Origin of the sequence: Pseudomonas sp. FP2338 (assembly GCF_030687515.1) — a bacterium.
In the GTDB taxonomy this organism is placed as follows: domain Bacteria; phylum Pseudomonadota; class Gammaproteobacteria; order Pseudomonadales; family Pseudomonadaceae; genus Aquipseudomonas; species Aquipseudomonas salomonii.
Genome location: NZ_CP117436.1, coordinates 6,412,115 through 6,430,298, shown reverse-complemented (window position 1 = coordinate 6,430,298; position 18,184 = coordinate 6,412,115). Strand labels below are relative to the sequence as shown.

General features: G+C 61.7%; 18 protein-coding genes. 9 read left to right on the top strand and 9 right to left on the bottom strand.

Going from position 1 to position 18,184, the window contains the following annotated elements:
- Positions 1–10 precede the first annotated feature (10 nt).
- Positions 11–634 carry a CDP-alcohol phosphatidyltransferase family protein gene (locus PSH96_RS29280; RefSeq protein WP_056860929.1) on the bottom strand — a complete coding sequence of 208 codons (624 nt, stop codon included), beginning with the start codon at positions 632–634 and terminating at the stop codon, positions 11–13.
- A gap of 295 nt (positions 635–929) precedes the next feature.
- Here PSH96_RS29280 and hflK (PSH96_RS29275) point away from each other — a divergent pair, with 295 nt between their 5' ends.
- The 8 genes from hflK (PSH96_RS29275) to cfaB all read left to right on the top strand — a co-directional run bounded on the left by hflK (PSH96_RS29275) (position 930) and on the right by cfaB (position 10,107).
- On the top strand, positions 930–2,855 hold the full coding sequence (hflK, locus tag PSH96_RS29275) for a protease modulator HflK (RefSeq protein ID WP_305456737.1): 1,926 nt from the start codon (positions 930–932) through the stop codon (positions 2,853–2,855).
- A 9-nt stretch (positions 2,856–2,864) separates the two neighbouring features.
- The gene (gene hflC, locus PSH96_RS29270) at positions 2,865–3,860 is read left to right on the top strand and encodes a protease modulator HflC (RefSeq protein WP_170037021.1); all 996 of its coding nucleotides are present in this window, start codon (positions 2,865–2,867) and stop codon (positions 3,858–3,860) included.
- Positions 3,857–4,891: a protease modulator HflK gene (gene hflK, locus PSH96_RS29265; protein WP_305456735.1), complete on the top strand. Its 1,035-nt coding sequence runs from the start codon at positions 3,857–3,859 to the stop codon at positions 4,889–4,891. The genes hflC and hflK (PSH96_RS29265) overlap by 4 nt, the downstream gene beginning before the upstream one ends.
- Positions 4,888–6,774 (top strand): cation-translocating P-type ATPase, encoded by a 1,887-nt coding sequence (locus PSH96_RS29260; protein WP_058421072.1) that lies wholly within the window; start codon positions 4,888–4,890, stop codon positions 6,772–6,774. Before hflK (PSH96_RS29265) ends, PSH96_RS29260 begins: the two co-directional genes overlap by 4 nt.
- Positions 6,775–6,891: 117 nt before the next feature.
- Entirely contained in the window at positions 6,892–7,143 is a 252-nt protein-coding gene (locus tag PSH96_RS29255; RefSeq protein ID WP_305456732.1) for a hypothetical protein, read from the top strand.
- Between the two features lie 66 nt (positions 7,144–7,209).
- Complete coding sequence (locus PSH96_RS29250) at positions 7,210–8,055, top strand: DUF692 domain-containing protein (protein ID WP_305456730.1); 846 nt, start codon at positions 7,210–7,212, stop codon at positions 8,053–8,055.
- Positions 8,046–8,834, top strand: coding sequence for a DNA-binding domain-containing protein (locus PSH96_RS29245; protein WP_305456727.1), 789 nt, complete (start codon positions 8,046–8,048; stop codon positions 8,832–8,834). Before PSH96_RS29250 ends, PSH96_RS29245 begins: the two co-directional genes overlap by 10 nt.
- Positions 8,835–8,922: 88 nt before the next feature.
- A complete protein-coding gene (gene cfaB, locus PSH96_RS29240) occupies positions 8,923–10,107 on the top strand; it encodes a C17 cyclopropane fatty acid synthase CfaB (RefSeq protein ID WP_305456724.1) in 1,185 nt (394 codons plus the stop codon).
- 131 nt (positions 10,108–10,238) lie between these two features.
- Here cfaB and cls read toward each other — a convergent pair whose 3' ends face one another.
- Positions 10,239–11,678, bottom strand: a complete 1,440-nt coding sequence (gene cls / locus PSH96_RS29235) for a cardiolipin synthase (RefSeq protein WP_305456722.1) — start codon at positions 11,676–11,678, stop codon at positions 10,239–10,241.
- Between the two features lie 130 nt (positions 11,679–11,808).
- Between cls and PSH96_RS29230 the strand changes: the two genes are divergently transcribed.
- Positions 11,809–12,330 (top strand): DUF3617 domain-containing protein, encoded by a 522-nt coding sequence (locus tag PSH96_RS29230; RefSeq protein WP_305456719.1) that lies wholly within the window; start codon positions 11,809–11,811, stop codon positions 12,328–12,330.
- Positions 12,331–12,449: 119 nt separating this feature from the next.
- Here PSH96_RS29230 and PSH96_RS29225 read toward each other — a convergent pair whose 3' ends face one another.
- From PSH96_RS29225 to folE2, 7 genes are read right to left on the bottom strand one after another with little or no spacing between them, the layout of a single operon-like run.
- Positions 12,450–13,787: a dihydroorotase gene (locus PSH96_RS29225; RefSeq protein WP_305456718.1), complete on the bottom strand. Its 1,338-nt coding sequence runs from the start codon at positions 13,785–13,787 to the stop codon at positions 12,450–12,452.
- 3 nt (positions 13,788–13,790) lie between these two features.
- Positions 13,791–14,351 carry a DapH/DapD/GlmU-related protein gene (locus PSH96_RS29220; protein ID WP_017135756.1) on the bottom strand — a complete coding sequence of 187 codons (561 nt, stop codon included), beginning with the start codon at positions 14,349–14,351 and terminating at the stop codon, positions 13,791–13,793.
- On the bottom strand, positions 14,348–14,761 hold the full coding sequence (gene hisI, locus PSH96_RS29215) for a phosphoribosyl-AMP cyclohydrolase (protein ID WP_305456717.1): 414 nt from the start codon (positions 14,759–14,761) through the stop codon (positions 14,348–14,350). The genes PSH96_RS29220 and hisI overlap by 4 nt, the downstream gene beginning before the upstream one ends.
- Positions 14,758–15,636, bottom strand: a complete 879-nt coding sequence (locus PSH96_RS29210; protein WP_056860918.1) for a metal ABC transporter substrate-binding protein — start codon at positions 15,634–15,636, stop codon at positions 14,758–14,760. Before PSH96_RS29210 ends, hisI begins: the two co-directional genes overlap by 4 nt.
- 11 nt (positions 15,637–15,647) lie before the next feature.
- A complete protein-coding gene (locus PSH96_RS29205; RefSeq protein WP_305456716.1) occupies positions 15,648–16,514 on the bottom strand; it encodes a metal ABC transporter permease in 867 nt (288 codons plus the stop codon).
- Positions 16,514–17,182 (bottom strand): metal ABC transporter ATP-binding protein, encoded by a 669-nt coding sequence (locus PSH96_RS29200; protein WP_305456715.1) that lies wholly within the window; start codon positions 17,180–17,182, stop codon positions 16,514–16,516. Before PSH96_RS29200 ends, PSH96_RS29205 begins: the two co-directional genes overlap by 1 nt.
- Positions 17,179–18,075 (bottom strand): GTP cyclohydrolase FolE2, encoded by an 897-nt coding sequence (folE2, locus tag PSH96_RS29195; protein ID WP_305456713.1) that lies wholly within the window; start codon positions 18,073–18,075, stop codon positions 17,179–17,181. The genes PSH96_RS29200 and folE2 overlap by 4 nt, the downstream gene beginning before the upstream one ends.
- Positions 18,076–18,184: the final 109 nt, after the last annotated feature.

Genomic DNA, 18,184 nt, shown 5'->3' with positions numbered 1-18,184 from the left:
GCAAAAATCCTTATGCAATCGGTGAAGTTTCTTGTTGTTCTTTGAGGCCCTGACGCACACGGTTGACCAAGGTGTAGGCGAGCAGGGCGGCGACCAGCCACATCACCGCATCGACCCAGCCCGCGCCGAGCCAGCCCAGCGCCACGCCAGTGGCGAGCACTCCGAGCACGAACGCCCGATCACTCTTGCCCATCGGCCCGTCATAGCGGCGTGAGGCACCGACCATCGGCCCCAATACGCCAGCGTATTCGCTGAATACGGCGAGCAACGTCACCAGCAGCACCGGCGCCAGGCTCACCCCGGGAATCAGCGCAAAGGGCAGGATCAATGCGCTGTCGGCGATCACGTCGCAGAGTTCATTGAGGTAGGCGCCCAGGCGTGATTGCTGGCCGAATTCGCGTGCGAGCATGCCGTCGATGGCATTGAGGGCCATGCGCAGGATCATCCACAGCGGGATCAGCGCAAACAGCCAGAGGTGTTGGGCAAAGCCGGCGATCAATAGGCCGACCAGCAAGGAAACGACGCCGGCCAGCACGGTGATCTGGTTGGCGGTGGTGCCGTTGTCGTAAAGACGCTGCACAAGAGGGCGCAGCAGGTTCTGAAAACGCGGTTTGAGCTGGTAGATCGAAATCATGACGCTTCCTTGTCCATGGGCCCGCGAAAAACTGTTTGGAGTGTGCCGATTAATCCGCGCCTGCACCAGTGATGGCTCGTGTTTCTGGGGGTTTAATCACTATTCAGAGAGCACCGCAGAACAAATGTGGGAGCTGGCTTGCCTGCGATGGCGGTACATCAGGCCAACCACCAATAACTGGCAGACCGCTATCGCGGGCAAGCCCGCTCCCACCGGGGATTTGCGCTGTTTTCGGACAAAAATTTCACGCTCCGTGTTATATCGTAACCAATTGTGTGTAGCGGACGTTAAGTGGATGCAAGTGGATCTGGAAGCTGACGGCGCTTCGGTTGAAGGCCTTCCGCGTTTTCAACAAGGGCTGTTTCATGCCCGCCGATTGCGCCAAGCGGGCATCAGCCTGACGGCCCTGGCCGTGGCCGGTTGGGTACTGGCGCTGTTTGTCGCGCTGTTTGCGCCGCTGTCGATCTGGCCAGTGGTGCTGATCAACTGTGCGTCGGCCTTGCTGGTGCTGGTGGCCGGGTTGCAATCGGCGTGGTGGGTGGCGGATTGGCGCGCGCAGGCGCTGGAAGTGCCCACGGCTGAACTGATCGAAGCGTCCGGCGAAGAGGTTGGCGCGTTCGCACGGGCGATCAATCGGTTTGGCAGCGGCTTGCTGTCACAGGTCGGCGCGCCGGTGCTGTGGCTGTGTGGCTGGTCGTTGCTGGCGCTGATCAGCATCAGCGAATTCTGGAACCTGGCCTTGCCCGCCGCCGCACTGGGGCAATCGGCGAGCATCGGCGCGGCGCTGGCCCTGGCGTTGGCCTTTGGCTTGTTGGTGTTCGAGCGCCGCCTGGCCCAGGAAACCGCCGCGCAATGGCCGGAAGCGTCCCAGCTGGCGCAGTTGAGCCGCGTGGCGATTGTCAGCCTGGTGGTCAGTGCGATCTGCCTGCTGTTTGCCGGTGCCGAATCCGTGTGGCCGCTGCGCCTGGCGGTGTTGACGGGGCTGTTGCCCGCGTTGGTAGCGCTGGAGTTTCTGCTAAGAGGCGTGCTGTCACTGTTCAGCCCGCGCCAGCCGCGCCTTGAACCACGCTTGATGGCGCAGAGCTTTATCGCGGACCTGCTGCGTTGGCCACCCCAACCCTTGCTGGCGTTGCAGCACGAATTGCACAACCGCTTCGGCATCGACTTGCGCCAGATCTGGGCGTTTACCTACATGCGCCGGGCGTTTTTGCCGGTGATGTTGGTGGTGTTGGCCGTAGGCTGGGCGTTGACCGGCGTGCACGAAGTGCCCCTGCAAGGCCGTGGGATTTATGAGCGCTTCGGCAAACCCGTGCAGGTGTTCGGGCCTGGCTTGCATGCCGGGTTGCCTTGGCCATTGGGGCGCGTGCTGAGCGTGGAAAACGGCGTGGTGCATGAACTGGCGACCAGCGTCAGCGAGGCCGCCGCACCGCAGGTGGCCTCGGCGGAAGGCCCGGCGCCGCTAATCGCCAACCGCTTGTGGGACGCCAGCCATGTGAATGACAAATCCCAAGTGATCGCCAGCAGCAGTGGCGACAAGCAGAGCTTCCAGATCGTCAATATGGATGTGCGTTTCGTCTACCGCATCGGCCTGACGGACAAGGCCGCGCTGGCCGCCACCTATAACAGCGCGGATGTACCGACGCTGATTCGCAGCACCGCCAGCCGCATCCTTGTGCATGACTTTGCTTCGCGCACCCTTGACGAATTGCTCGGCGAGCAACGCACCAGCCTCGCCGATGAAGTGGGCCGCGCCGTGCAGGCAGACCTGCAAAAACTCGACAGCGGCGTGGAGATTCTCGCCACGGTGGTGGAAGCAATCCATCCACCGGCCGGTGCTGCCAACGCCTATCACGGTGTGCAGGCGGCACAAATTGGCGCCCAGGCGCTGATCTCCCGCGAACGCGGGGCTGCCAGCGAGCAAACCAACCAGGCGTTGCTGCAAGCCAGCACTGCCCGCGACCAGGCGCTGGCCACTGCCCGTGAAGTGAACGCGGGTGCTCAAGCGGCCGACCTGCGTTTTAGCGCCGAACAAAAAGCCTACGCCACTGCGGGTCGCGCCTTTGTGCTGGAACAGTACCTGGGCCAACTCAGCCAAGGCCTGGCCCACGCCAAGCTGCTTATTCTGGATCACCGCCTGGGCGTCGATGGCGCTCCGACGATCGATCTGCGTTCTTTTACTTTGCCGGCCGACCCGATGGCGCCGCGTAAAGCCGTTCAATAAGGAGTCTGTCTGTTGAGCGCTCATTCTCACGATCACGGTCATCACCATCATCATGGCCACCATCATCACCATCATGGCGACGAACAGGCCGCTGGCCCGTTCCCATGGCGGCGCATGGCCTGGGCGGTATTGCTGGTGTTGTTTGCCGTTGCTGCGGCCAGCCTGGTGCAGGTGCGCTCCGGTGAAGCCACGGTGATTACCCGCTTCGGCAACCCGGCGCGGGTACTGCTGGAGCCGGGCCTGGGCTGGCGCTGGCCGGCGCCGTTCGAAGCGGCGATCCCGGTGGACTTGCGCCTGCGCACCACCTCCAGCGGTTTGCAGGACGTGGGCACCCGCGATGGCCTGCGCATTATCGTGCAGGCCTACGTGGCGTGGCAGGTGCAGGGCGATGCCGACAATGTGCAGCGCTTTATGCGTGCGGTGCAGAACCAGCCGGATGAAGCGGCGCGGCAGATTCGCACCTTCGTCGGCTCGGCGCTGGAAACCACGGCGGCCAGCTTCGACCTTTCGAGCCTGATCAACACTGATGCCAGCCAGGTGCGCATCGCTGATTTTGAAGCCCAGCTGCGCCAGCAGATTGATCAACAATTGCTCACCACCTATGGCGTGCGCGTGGCGCAAGTGGGTGTCGAGCGCCTGACGTTGCCTTCCGTCACCCTGACCGCCACCGTCGACCGCATGCGCGCCGAGCGCGAAACCATCGCCACTGAACGCACCGCCGTGGGCAAGCGGGAAGCGGCGCAGATTCGCTCCGCTGCTGAGCGTGATGCGCGTATCGTGCAGGCCGACGCTACGGTGAAAGCCGCTGATATCGAAGCCCAGTCGCGGGTTGAAGCAGCGCAGATTTACGGGCGTGCCTACGCCGGCAACCCGCAGTTGTACAACCTGCTGCGCTCGCTCGACACCTTGGGCACCGTGGTCACGCCGGGCACCAAGATCATCCTGCGCACCGATGCTGCGCCGTTCCGTGCACTGGTAGACGGGCCCAAGGACGTTCAGCCATGACCGAGCGTGACGCCCCGGACAGCCCGTGGATTCAGGCCGGGCGTCTGACCTTCCTGGCGCTGTACGCGGTGACGGTGTTGGCGGCGTTGGCCTGGGCGTTTTCGAATGTGCGCCAGATCGACCCGCAAAACCGCGCCGTGGTGTTGCACTTCGGCGCGCTTGACCGGATCCAGAACGCCGGACTGTTGCTGGCGTGGCCACAGCCCTTCGAGCAAGTGGTGCTGTTGCCGGCGGCGGACCGTGTGATCGAGCGGCGCGTGGAGAACTTGTTGCGCTCCGAGGCGGCGACCCAGGCCGACCGCGTGGCCAGTTTTGCCACGCCTCTGAGCGACGCGCTGGCCGGATCCGGCTATTTGCTGACGGGCGATGCCGGTGTGGTGCAGCTGGATGTGCGAGTGTTCTACAAGGTCACCGAGCCTTACGCCTTTGTGTTGCAGGGCGAGCATGTGCTGCCGGCCCTGGATCGGTTGGTGACGCGCAGCGCGGTGGCCCTGACCGCAGCGCGCGACCTGGACACGATTCTGGTGGCGCGCCCTGAACTGATCGGCACCGACAACGGCGCCGCCGAGCGCCGTGAGCGGCTGCGCGGTGATCTGGTGCAAGGTATCAATAAACGCCTGGCGGAGCTGGCTTCGACGGGCTTGGGCTTGGGCATCGAAGTCACCCGCGTCGACGTGCAATCAAGTCTGCCAGGCCCGGCAGTCAATGCCTTCAACGCCGTGCTGACGGCCAGCCAGCAAGCTGACAAAGCCGTGGCCAATGCGCGCACCGAAGCGGAAAAGCTCACCCAGACCGCCAATCAGGAAGCCGACCGGCTGGTGCAGGTTGCCCACGCCCAGGCCAGCGAACGCTTGGCCAACGCCCAGGCGCAAACCGCGACTGTCGCCAGCCTGGCGCAGGTGAAAGACCCGGGCTTGTTGCTGCGGCTGTACCGCGAGCGCTTGCCGAAGATTCTTGGCCAAGCCGGTTCTGTGACCACCGTCGACCCTAAAGACGACTCCCGCTTGATCATTCAGGGAGCCGAGCAATGAGCGCACCCATGTTGACCTCCGCCGAGCAGCGCAGCGCTGCCCGGCAATTAACCCTGGCCATGCTGGCCTTGGGACTGCTGGTGCTTGGCCTGGTCTGGCGCTGGCTTGCGCCGGACCAGACCGGCGTCAGCCAATTACTGCTCGGCGTCGCGTCCTTGCTGGTGGCCGTGCCGGTGATGCGCTCGGCCTGGTACAGCCTGCGTTACCCCAGCCTGCATGGCATCACCGACCAATTGATCGCCCTGGCGATGCTGGGTGCCTGGGCCACCGGTGATCTGCTGACCGCCGCGTTGTTGCCGATCATCATGATCTTCGGCCATGTGCTGGAAGAGCGCAGCGTGATCGGCTCTCAGGAAGCGATTCACGCCCTGGGCAAACTGACCCGCAGCCATGCTCGGTTGGTGCAGGCCGATGGCAGCATTATTGAAGTGGATAACGGCACGCTGAACACCGGCGATATTGTCGAAGTGCGCGCCGGTGATCGCGTGCCCGCCGACGGTGTGGTGCTGTCGGGCCAGGCGAGCCTGGACACGGCGCCCATCACGGGTGAGTCGGTGCCGTTGGAAGCCAGCGTCGGTGTGCAGGTGTTTGGCGGTGCGATCAACCTGGATGGGTTACTGCGCTTGCAAGTGACCCGCACCGGCGATGAATCGACCTTGGGCAAGGTCATCGCGCTGATGCAAAACGCTGAACGCTCCAAACCACCCATCACGCGGCTGCTGGAGCGTTATGCCGGCAGCTATATGGTGCTGGTGTTGCTGCTGGCGGCGGTGACTTGGTTTGTCACCAATGACGCCCAGGCGATGTTGGCGGTGCTGGTGGCGGCGTGCCCGTGTGCCTTGGTGCTGTCGGCGCCGGCCACAGCGATTGCCGGGATTGCCGTGGCCGCGCGCCATGGGATTTTGATCCGCAGCTCGGCGTTTCTGGAGGAGTTGGCGGACCTGACCTCGTTGGTGGTCGACAAGACCGGCACGCTGACCTTTGGCACGCTGCGTTTGCAGTCCATCGAAACCACGGCGCCGGATCGGCAGGTGTTGTTGAATCTCGCCGCCAGCCTCGGTTCGGCCAGCAGTCACCCGGTCAGCCGTGCGCTGGCCGGTTTGGCCACGCAGGAGCAAATGCTGGTGCTGACGGATATTCACGAACGCCAGGGGCTTGGCGTCGTGGCGCAAACCGGGCAGGGCGAGGCGGCGCTGGGGCGACCGGAGTTGTTCGAGCAGTTGGGAATTGTCACGACGACAGTCCCGAACCATGACGGCCCGATTGCCGGGCTGGCGTTGAACGGGCAGTTCCTGGCCTGGCTGTTGCTGGCTGACAGCGTGAAGCCGGAAGCACGCCAGGCGCTGCAAGAGCTGCGCGACCTCGGCCTGGGTCGCCAACTGCTGCTGACCGGGGACCGCCAGAGCGTGGCCGACAGCCTGGCGCTCGACGTAGGTATCAGCGACGTCGAAGCGCAGGCTTTGCCGGAGGACAAGCTCAACCGCGTGCTGGGGGAAATTGGCAGCGGTTTCCGGCCGATGGTCGTCGGTGATGGCATTAACGATTCCCTGGCGCTCAAGGCTGGAGTGGTCGGTGTGGCCATGGGCGCTGGCGGGGCGGACATTGCTCTGGCGTCGGCGGACGTGGTGCTGATCGGCAGCGATCTGCGTCGCCTCGGCACCTGCGTGCGCTTGAGCCGCCAGTGCCGGCACACGTTGCAGGTCAACGTGATCATCGGCCTGGGCTGGACGCTGGCCATCGTGGTGTTCGCCGCGTTTGGCTGGCTGGGCGCTGCCGGGGCAATGATTGCGGCGGTGTTGCATAACCTCAGCACCCTGCTGGTATTGGGTAATGCCGGGCGTTTGCTGCGTTTCCAGGAGCCGCTTTTGAAGCTGGATGAATAATTTTCAGAAATATTTGCACACGGCTGTAACGCCGGTGAGGGACCTCACTCTAGTGGTATGTCGAGACTGAACAATCCGTTCAGACCGATTCCACTACCGATCATGAGGAATACAAAAATGAACTTCAAATCCGCTGCTGCTGGTGCCGCCCTCGCAATGGCCGCCGCTACCCTGTTTGCTGGTGTTGTCACTCAGGTACAAGCTGCAGATGCGCAAGTGCATTGCTATGGCGTGACGTCTTGCAAAGGCCAGAACGACTGCAAAACTAAGGACAACGCCTGCAAAGGCCAAGGCGCTTGCAAAGGTATCGGCTTCAAGGCCATGACCAAGTCCGCTTGCGACGCGGCTGGCGGCAAAGTCGGCGAATAACCGGCAACTCAGTGCTCCCGCAGTGGATGCCCCCACCGCTGCGGACACTTTGCCCAGGAGTGTGTGATGTCCGCTTCCCTTACAAGTCTGGGTTACGGCCTGGGTTTACGCAGTGAGTACTACCAGCAGATCCTTGAACAATCGCCGGCCGTGGATTGGTTCGAAGTGATCTCCGAGAATTATCTGGTCCAGGGCGGTAAAGCCTTGTATTACCTGGACGCGATAGCCGAGCGTTATCCCTTGGTGATGCACGGTGTGTCCCTGTCCATCGGCGGGCCACATGCCCTCGATACCGATTACCTGAAACAAATCAAACAGCTTGCCGAGCGCATCCAGCCTGCGTGGATCTCCGATCACCTGTGCTGGAGCCGTGGCAGTGCCCATCAGTTGCATGACTTGCTGCCGCTGCCTTACACCGAAGAAAGCCTTTACCACGTGGCTGCCCGCGTGCGCCAAGTGCAGGATGTGTTGCAGCGCCCATTGGTACTGGAAAACGTCTCCAGCTATGTGCGCTCCAAGGCCGATGAATTTACCGAGTGGGAATTCCTCAATGCCCTGACCCATCTGACCGGGTGCCAGCTGCTGCTGGACGTGAACAACGTGTATGTCAGCTCGCGCAACCACGGGTTTGATGCCTGGACCTTTATCCGTAGTTTGCCGCCCGAGAGTATCCGCCAGCTGCATCTGGCCGGGCATATGGACTACGGCGACTATGTGGTCGATACCCATGACCATCCGGTGTGCGACCCGGTTTGGACGCTTTATCAGCAGACGCTTGAGCGCTTGGGGCCGGTGTCGACCTTGCTGGAACGCGATGACCATTTCCCGCCGTTCGAAGAACTGCTCACTGAGTTGAGCAAGGCCCGTGAATTGGGCGCGACCGCCTTGGCCCGGAGATCGTTATGCGCCTGACCGATTGGCAGCTGGCCTTTGAGCAGCACCTGTTATCTGAAAACTCAGTCGCCAACAGTGGTTTCGCCGCGACTTTGCTGGGCGGGCCGACCCTGGATGTGGACACGGGCCTGGCGATTTATCACAACGCCTACCTGTCGCGCTTGCAGGAAGTGCTGCGCCATGACTTCGGTGCCATTTGGTATTGGCTCGGCGATGATGAGTTCGCATCACTCACAGAAGCCTATTTGCGCCGTTATCCGTCCGCCCATTACAGCCTGCGTTGGCTGGGTGAGCGGTTCCCGGCGTTTATTGTCGAGCACTTGGTGGCTGAACAGAGCGCACCGCTGGCTGAACTGGCGCGGTTGGAATGGGCGTTTACCCTGGCGTTTGATGCGCCGCAGGGTGAGCCGCTGGCCCTTGATGATATGGCGCAACTGGCGCCCGAAGAATGGCCGGCGTTGCAGGTCACCCTGGCGCCGTCGGTGCAGCAGGTGCTTTGTCACTTCAATACCGTGGCCATCTGGCGGGCGAGTAAAGATGAATCGGCGTTTCCCGACAGCCACGCGCTGGAGTCGGCGCAGATTTGCCTGGTATGGCGCCACCACAACGTGTGCCATTACCGCAGCCTGGAGCCCGCTGAAGCCTGTGCCTTGGCGGGAATGGTGACTACCGGCTGGAATTTTTCAGAACTGTGCGAAGCGCTGGTAGTCACTTATGCAGAGGGTGCGCCACTGCAAGCAGTGACATGGCTGAAACAGTGGATCCAGGATGGTTTGCTCGAGCGCCGAGCCCCATAGAAGAAGGCTATTAAATCGATAGCCTCCTACTTTGTCTTCGGATGGTCTACCCTCACTCCAGACGTCTGAAACAAGGGGGGGACTACTCATGCTCGCGCAACTTCCACCGGCCTTACAGAATCTTCAGCTACCGCTGCGTCTTCGACTCTGGGACGGCCATGAATTCAACTTGGGCCCCGAGCCCAGTGTGACCATCGTGGTGAAGGACCCCACGGTCGTGTCCAAGCTGACCCATCCAACGCTCGATGCTTTGGGCGAAGCTTTCGTCGAGGGCAAGTTGGAGCTGGAAGGCTCCATCTCCGAGGTTATCCGGGTATGTGACGAGTTGAGTCATGCCCTGATCGACGACGACGAGGGGAGTCGTCCGGTGCGCTCGATCCACGACAAGGCCACTGACGCAGCGGCTATTTCCTACCATTACGACCTGTCCAACGAGTTCTACCAGCTGTGGCTGGACCAGGACATGGCGTATTCCTGCGGTTATTTCGAAACCGGCAGCGAATCCATCGACCAGGCCCAACAAGATAAATTTCGCCATCTGTGCCGCAAATTGCGGCTGCAGCCGGGTGAGTATTTGCTCGACGTTGGCTGTGGCTGGGGCGGGCTGGCGCGGTTTGCGGCGCGTGAGTTTGGGGTCAAAGTGTTTGGCATTACCCTGAGCAAGGAACAGCTGGCGCTGGCTCGGGAACGGGTTAGAGCTGAAGGGCTGGAAGATCAGGTCGACCTGCAACTGCTTGACTATCGCGACCTGCCGCAAGACGGTCGCTTCGACAAAGTAGTCAGCGTGGGCATGTTCGAGCACGTCGGCCACGCCAACCTGGCGGAGTATTGCAAGACGCTGTTTGGCGCGGTGCGCGAAGGCGGCCTGGTGATGAACCATGGCATTACCGCCAAGCACACCGATGGCCGACCTGTGGGCCGTGGCGCCGGGGAGTTTATCGAGCGTTATGTATTCCCCAACGGCGAGCTGCCGCACCTGGCGATGATGACCGCCGAAATCAGTGAGGTCGGGCTGGAAGTGGTCGACGTCGAAAGCCTGCGCCTGCACTACGCGCGCACCTTGGATCATTGGAGCGAGCGCCTGGAAGACAACCTCGAAGCGGCGGCGAAGATGGTGCCGGAGCAGGCACTGCGGATCTGGCGGCTGTACCTGGCCGGTTGCGCGTATGCGTTTGCGCGGGGCTGGATTAATTTGCATCAGATATTGGCAGTGAAGCCTCACGCCGATGGCAGCCATGAATTGCCGTGGACGCGGGAAGATATTTACCGCTGATTCAGACGCATTGAAGATCTAAAACTGTGGGAGCTGGCTTGCCTGCGATGGCGGTGTATCAGGACTGGATAGTTGCCTGACATACCGCCATCGCAGGCAAGCCAGCTCCCACAGTTGTAGTGTGTTGTTGCTTAGAGAATTGGTGAAATAAGCCGCGCCACGCGCATGCCCAGTTGTTGCAGGCGCCGAGTCTCGCGGCTTTCTTCCTGGCTGACTTCATGGGCCAGGGCGAAGTCGTCCAGCAGCATCTGCTCCACCTCGCTGGCAAACGCCTCGTCCACCGTCAGCAACATCACTTCAAAATTCAGCCGGAACGAACGGTTGTCCATGTTCGCGCTGCCAATGGCGCTGATTTCGCTGTCCACCAACACGACTTTTTGATGCAGAAAGCCTGGCTTGTAACGGAATACCCGCACGCCAGCGCGGACCGCTTCGATCGCATAAAGGCTGGACGCGGCGTAGACGATGCGATGGTCGGGGCGCGACGGCAGCAGCAAGCGCACGTCAACACCGCGCAGCACGGCCAGGCGCAAGGCGGAGAACACGGCTTCATCGGGGACGAAATACGGGCTGGTGATCCACACGCGTTCGGTCGCGGCATGAATGGCTTCGACAAAAAACAGCGAGCAGGTTTCATACGGGTCGGCCGGGCCGCTGGCGAGCAATTGGCAGAGCACGCCGTCTTCGGGGTAAGTGTCCGGCAAAATCAGCGGTGGCAGTTCGCGCGCCGCCCAGAACCAGTCTTCGGCAAATGACTCCTGCAGGCACGCCACCACCGGGCCTGTGACCTGCACATGGGTGTCGCGCCAGGGTGCCAGTGGCGGCTTTTTGCCAAGGTATTCATCACCGACGTTGTGCCCGCCGACAAAGCCGGTAACGCCGTCCACCACCACGATTTTGCGATGGTTACGGAAGTTGACCTGGAAACGGTTGAGCCAGCCGCTGCGGGTGGCGAACGCTTTGACTTTGACCCCGGCGTCGCGCAGCGATTGCACATAACGGTGGGGCAGGGCGTGGCTGCCGATGCGGTCGTAGAGCACGTGAATGTCTACGCCTTCGGCAGCTTTTTCCTTCAGCAGCGCATGCAGCTGTCTGCCAAGCTCGTCGTCATGAATGATGAAAAACTGAAACAGCACTGCAGTTTTGGCGTTGCGGATGGCTTCGAAAATCGCGCTGAAAGTGGCTTCACCATTGATCAACAACCGCACTTCATTATTGGCCAGGCACGGCATGCGCCCCAGTTTGGGCATGGCGCGCAAGGAGCCGTAGGCGCTGGAGTTGCGCGCGGCCAGGGCTTCTTCGACCCATGGGCGCCAGTTCAGCTCGGTGATGGCGGTGTGCATTTCCTGGTTGGCCTGGCGACGTGCCTGGATGTACGCGTCGAAGGTGCTGCGGCCGAAGATCAGGTACGGGATCAGCGTGAGGTAAGGCATGAACATCAACGACAAGGCCCAGGCGATCGAGCCTTGGGCGGTCCTGACCGTCAGTACCGCGTGGATCGCCGCCAGCGTCCCGAGAAAGTGCAGTGTGGCAATGAAGTAGGCGAGCAGGTGCGGGCCAAAAAAATCCATGAACGACATGACTCCAGGCAATCGAGTGCCTAACAGACCATGTTCCACAGCGAATGTCGCTATTTTATTTGCCGTGCAACACTGGCGGCTTTGCGGCGTCTAACGCCCACAATTACCCAGGAGTTACCCGATGAATGCTCGTCTGCTTGGTTTGGCCATGGTTGTTGGACTGACGCTGCCCGTGGCAGCTCAGGCGCAGATGCTGGCGCCGGGCTTGTGGGAATTGACCACCAGCAATATGAAAGTCGATAACCAGGATTTGCCGGACCTTTCGCTGATCCTCGGTCAGCTCAAGCAACAGATGACCCCTGAGCAGCGTGCGATGCTGGAAAAACAAGGCATCACCATGGCCGGTAAAGGCGTGCAGGTATGCCTGACGCCCGCCCAGGTCGCCTCTGATTCGATCCCGCTGACCGACCCGCAATCGGGCTGCAAGCAGGAAGTGACCGACAAGACCGGCAACCAATGGAAATTCCGTTTCAGCTGCCCGAAAGCCCAGGGCACTGGCGTTGCAACCTTCCAGAGCCAGCAGGAATTCACTACCAAGGTAAACGGTACTTTCAATGCCACCGGCGTCCAGCAGAAGGGCAGCCTGGACACCCACGCCCAATGGCTGGGTAACGACTGCGGTACGGTAAAACCCCGCACTTAAACTGTGGGAGTTGGCTTGATCGCAGCAGAGGTGCACAACTATTGAAGGTTGCCACAGGTTACTTTTTACCCTTCAGCCTTCTTAACTGAATGGCATCAGGGCAAGCCCGCTGGCGTCGGTCAGCGCAAAAAATGCAGGGGCAAGCCCTGGCAGCTGTCGACCACCTGGCCGTTGTGCCACGCCAGGTGGCCGGACACCAGCGTGGTGCTCACGCTGTGGCGAAAGCTGCGTTCGGCGAACGGTGTCCAGCCACAGCGGGCGAGGACCGGCTGGCTACTGACGGGTTTACCTTCAGGCTCGGGTTTGATCAGCACCAAGTCAGCCCAATAGCCTTCACGCAAATAACCACGGTCCGGGATGGCGAATAAATCGGCCACCCGGTGACTGGTTTTTGCCACCAGCGTGGTCAGGGGCAAATGCCCGTCGATGACCAATTCCAATAACGCCGGCAACGCGTGCTGCACCAGCGGCAACCCGGACGGCGCTTCACGATAGCCCAACTGTTTTTGCGCCCAGGTATGCGGCGCATGGTCGGTGCCGATCACATCCAGACGATCACTCAACAAGGCCAGGCGCAACGCGTCGCGGTCGGCGCGGGTTTTGATCGCCGGGTTGCATTTGATCTGGTGGCCGAGGCGATGATAGTCACGGTCATCGAACAGCAGGTGGTGCAGGCAGACTTCAGCGGTGATGCGCTTTTCGGCCAAGGGTTTGTCTTCGAACAATGCCAGTTCGCGGGCGCTGGTCAGGTGCAGCACATGCAGGCGCGTGCCATGGCGCTTGGCCAATTCCACGGCAAACGACGACGAGCGATAACAGGCTTCGGCATCGCGGATCAGCGGGTGGGCCACGGCAGGAATCTGCTCGTCGAAACGCTCGCGCAGGCGTTGCTCGTTGGCCAGGATGCTCGGCGTGTGTTCGCAGTGGGCCAGCAGGATGGTCGGTACTTGCGCAAACAGCCGCTCGAGAATCCGTGGGTCGTCCACCAGCATATTGCCGGTGGAGGCGCCCATGAACACTTTGACCCCGGCCACTTCACGCGGGTCGAGGGCGGCAACCACGTCGAGGTTGTCGTTGCTCACGCCGAAGTGAAAGCCGTAGTTGGCCACCGAGTGCAACGCCGCGCGGCGCTTTTTATCGGCCAGTGCTTCCAGGTTCAGCGTGGCCGGGCTGGTGTTGGGCATGTCCATGAAGCTGGTAATGCCACCGGCCACCGCCGCGCGGGATTCGCTGTAGAAACTGCCTTTGTCCGGCGCGCCGGGTTCGCGAAAGTGCACCTGGTCGTCGATCATGCCCGGCAGCAGCCATTGGCCTTGGGCGTCGATTTCCACGGGTTCGTTGTAGCCTTCAAGGCTGGCGGCGATCTTCTCGATGCGGCCATTGGCGACCAGCACATCGGCGTCGAATTCCTGGCCTTCATTGACCAGGCGGGCGTTGCGGATCAGCAGGCGGCTCATGGTTCAGAACTCGTTTTGCAGGGCTTTGTAACCACGTACCAGGTCGACGTTGGTACGCGCGACGTCTTCGGAAAACTCCGAGGCGCTGACGCTCACCGGCGGGAATTGCGATAGGTCGGTATTGGGGCCGATGCGGGTGGTGGAGGGCACGTAGAAGGCAGCGGGCAAGTCGCGCCCATCGACCACCGAGTTATGGCGCACCACGCAGCCGTCGCCGACGGCGCAGTTGAACAGCACGCTGTTGAAACCGATGAAAACGCGGTCGCCCACGGTGCAGGGGCCGTGGACGATGGAGCGATGCGCGATAGACGTGAACTCCCCAATCGTCACCGCCGCACCGGATTTGGAGTGGATCACCACGCCGTCCTGAATGTTGGAGTTGGCGCCGATGGTGATCGGGTCCATGTCGCCGGTGGCGTCGACTTCGTCGGCGCGGATCACGGCGTAGGGGCCGACGAACACGTTCTCGCCGATGATGACCTTGCCGCAGATGATCGCGGTCTTGTCGACGTAGGCCGACTCGGCAATCACCGGGAGATCGCCGGAAGGGTTCTTGCGAATCATGCAACAGGCTCCGTAATAATGTGAACGTGATCGCCATCGATGGCGTTGTAGAAACAGGTCGGTCGCCCGGTGTGGCAGGCCGGGCCTTGTTGGTCGACGATCAACAGCACGGCGTCGCCATCACAATCCAGGCGCGCCTCAATCAACTGTTGCCAGTGGCCGGAGCTTTCGCCTTTGCGCCACAGTTGCTGGCGTGAGCGCGACCAGTAGCAGACGTGGCCGCTGGCCAGGGTTTCGCTGAGCGCCTGGCGATTCATCCAGGCCAACATCAGCACAGCGCCGCTGCCGTGTTGCTGGGCGATGGCGGCAATCAGGCCATCGCTGTTCCACGGCAGCGCGTCGAGCACGGGTTCGAGTGGAAAGCGGCTGCCCAAGGCAGCCTCTTCCAGATCGAGCATGCTCAGGGTCATGGCTTGCTCAGGGCGGCGCACAAGGTGTTGAGGTTGTACTCAAACAGCCCGGTGAAGGTGCTGGCCGGGCCTTCGGCGGCGAGGGCGTCGGAGTAGAGCGTGCCGCCGATCTGCGCGCCGCTTTCGTCAGCGATCTGCTTGAGCAGGCGCGAGTCCTTGATGTTTTCCATGAACACCGCTTTGACCTTGTCCTTGCGGATCTGGGTGATCAGCGCAGCGACTTCAGCAGCCGAAGGTTCGCGTTCGGTCGACAGGCCTTGTGGTGCCAGGAACTGGATGCCATAGGCCTGGCCCAGGTAACCGAAGGCGTCATGGGAAGTGACGATGCGACGGTTGCCGGCTGGCAGCGCGCCGAACTTGGTCTTGGCTTCGGCCAGCAAGCGGTAGATTTCTTTCAGGTAGGTCTGGCTGTTGTGCAGGTAGTCGGCCTTGTTGGCCGGGTCGGCTGCCACCAGTGCCTTGGTGATGTTGTTCACATAGATTTCGGCGTTGGCCAGGTTGTGCCAGGCGTGCGGGTCGGGAATGGTTTCGCCGTCTTCTTCCATGGTGTGGGAGATCACGCCTTTGCTGGCGGTGACCACGGTGGCCTTGGTTTCGGTGCTGGTGACCAGGCGGTCCAGCCAGGGCTCGAAACCCAGGCCGTTCTTGATGATGACCTTGGCCTTGAGCAGCGCCTTGGCGTCATCCGGGGTTGGCTCATAGGTGTGGGCGTCGGAGTCCGGGCCGACCATGTTGCTGATCTGGATGTGGTCGCCACCGATCTGGTGGGTGATGTCATCGAGAATACTGAAGCTGGTGACCACTTGGAGTTTGTCGGCGGCCTGGGCCATCGACAAGGGCAGCAGAAGACTGAACAGCACGAGTAAAGCGCGCATCGGGAAACACCTCATTGGGATGTAAGAGAGGGCGGGCGGCGCAGCAAGCCGTGCACCGGGCCGAAAACCACGGACAGCAAATACCCGCCGCCAGCCACCAGCACGATGGCCGGGCCGCTGGGCAGTGAGTAGTAGAACGACAGCAGCAAACCAAGCCACACCGACAGGCATCCCAGCACCGCCGATACCGCAATCAATACCGGCAGGCGCCGGCTCCAGAAGCGTGAAGCAATCGCCGGCAACATCATCAAACCCACCACCATCAACGCGCCGATCGCCTGGAAGCCGATCACCAGGTTCAGCACCACCAGGGTCAGGAATAACCCGTGGGCGAGTGGGCCGAGACGGCTGACGGTTTGCAGGAACAGCGGGTCGAGGGTGTCCAGCAGCAGCGGTTTGTAGATCAGCCCCATGGCGATCAGGCTGAAACCCGAGACCCAGAGCATGCCGGTGAGGGTGGTTTCATCCACCGCCAGGGCGGAGCCGAACAGCAGGTGCAGAAGGTCCAGGCGCTTGCCGGCGATGCCCAGGATCAGCACGCCGGCGGCGAGCGAGATCGGGTAGACGGCGGCGAGGCTGGCGTCTTCACGCAGGCCGGTGCTGCGGGTGATCCACGCCGACAAACCGGCCATGCCCAGGCCGGCGCCGAGGCCGCCGATGGTCAGGGCCGGCAGGCTGATACCGGCGAACCAGAAGCCCAGCGCGGCGCCGGGCAGGATGCCGTGGGCGACGGCGTCACCGATCAGGCTCATGCGCCGCAGGATCAGGAACACACCCAGCGGCGCAGTGCTGCACGCAAGCACCAGCCCGCCAATCAGGGCGCGGCGCATGAAGACGAAATCTTGAAACGGCATCCACAGATGGGCGGCGAAGTGCATCAGGCCACCTGCATGTGAGGTTGCGGGCGGATCAGTTCTTTACTGGGGCCGAACACGCAGCCAGTGTTTTTGATCTGCACCACATGCTGAGTGTGGTGGCGCACCGAGGCGAGGTCATGACAAACGATCACCACTGTGCGGCCCTCATCGTGCCAGGCGTGCACATGTTTCCAGCACAGCGCCTGGCCTTCTTCGTCGAGGGCGGCGTGAGGTTCGTCGAGTAGCAATACTGGCGCCTCGGCAAGGCTCATGCGCGCCAGCAGCGCGCGTTGCAGTTCGCCGCCAGACAACGCCATCAACGGTCGATGTTCCAGGCCGGTGAGGCACCAGTCTTCCAACACGGCTTGCAGGCGCTGGCTGCGTTGTTCCGGGCCGAGCTTGGTGCCCCAGAAACCGGCAGCGACCAACTCTTGCAGGCTGATCGGAAACTGCCGGTCCAGGTGTTGCTGCTGCGGCAGGAACGACAAGCCGCCACGACGTGGAACATCCACGCTGACGTTGCCCGCCAATGGCTTTTGCAGCCCGGCGATGACTTTGAGCAGGCTGCTCTTGCCCGTGCCGTTGGCGCCAATGATGCCGGTGAGGCTGCCTTTTTCCAGGCTCAGATCGAGCGCAGGGGTGAGTGGTTGCCCAGGGGCGCCCCAGCGCAAAGCGTTGCAGGTGATCATGCAGAGTCTCTCGTCCAGCGGCTTTCAGCCACGGCATCGTGCGCGTGCAGGCTTTCGGCGTGGATCACTTTCAGGTGGAAGGCTTTGACGGCATCCGAGCGTTTCAAGGCGAGGTTCAAGCGACGGGCGGCGTCTTCGCAGAACATCAGGTTCTGCCCATTGGCCAAGGCGAAGGCTTGTTCGTCCGCGCGTTTTACAGCGGTTTGCACGGCGGTGCCGAGGGCGGCTTCGACGGTGTCGATCAGGTCTGTAAGCGGCAGCGTGTTCTGGCTGGCGTCCAGTTGGATCGACAGTTGGGCGCTGCTGCGCTGGCTGTGAGGTGTGGCGACGATGCCGTTGGTGCTGCCGAGCCAGGTCAAAACGTCCTCATGCTGCAACGGCGTGTTGGCAAAGTCCTGGAGAAATTGCTGCTGAATCAACTGCCTGGCGAGCGCGGCCGAGCAAGGGCAGGTTGAGGAATAAGTAACGTCAATTTTTAGTTCCACGTGGAACATCTGGTTTTCCAGACGCGCTTCGATACACACCGGGTAGCCTTTCCAACCGGCCAGCGGGCTGACCAAGGCCGGGCGTTTGAGTAACAAATCCGTGTGAATACGCAAGTAGGCGTTCTTAGATAATCCTTCATGACTCTCGAGAAAGCGCTGCAGTACATTACGCAGAAGTGCAGGTGTAAGAAGCTGCTGGTCGAGCATTTCCAAGGCCAGGTACAGGCGCGACATATGAATGCCACGGGCCTCGCCATCGTCCAGGCTTACGCCGGCATCGGCGGTGGCAGCCAGGCGTTGGCCGTCGATGAGGATTGGCAGGGCGATGCCGCACATGCCCACCCAGTCGAGTGGCAAGGCTTGCCGTGAAGCCTGCGCGGCGATATCCGGCAGAGTCAGCGCATTCATGAGCAGGTCCATCGTTGGAAATAAAAAGACATGTTATATTATAACTATTAAGTCGACGATGATTTTTCTGCTCCAGTCTTTCTTCAGTCATGTCGAGCAGGGACGCTCC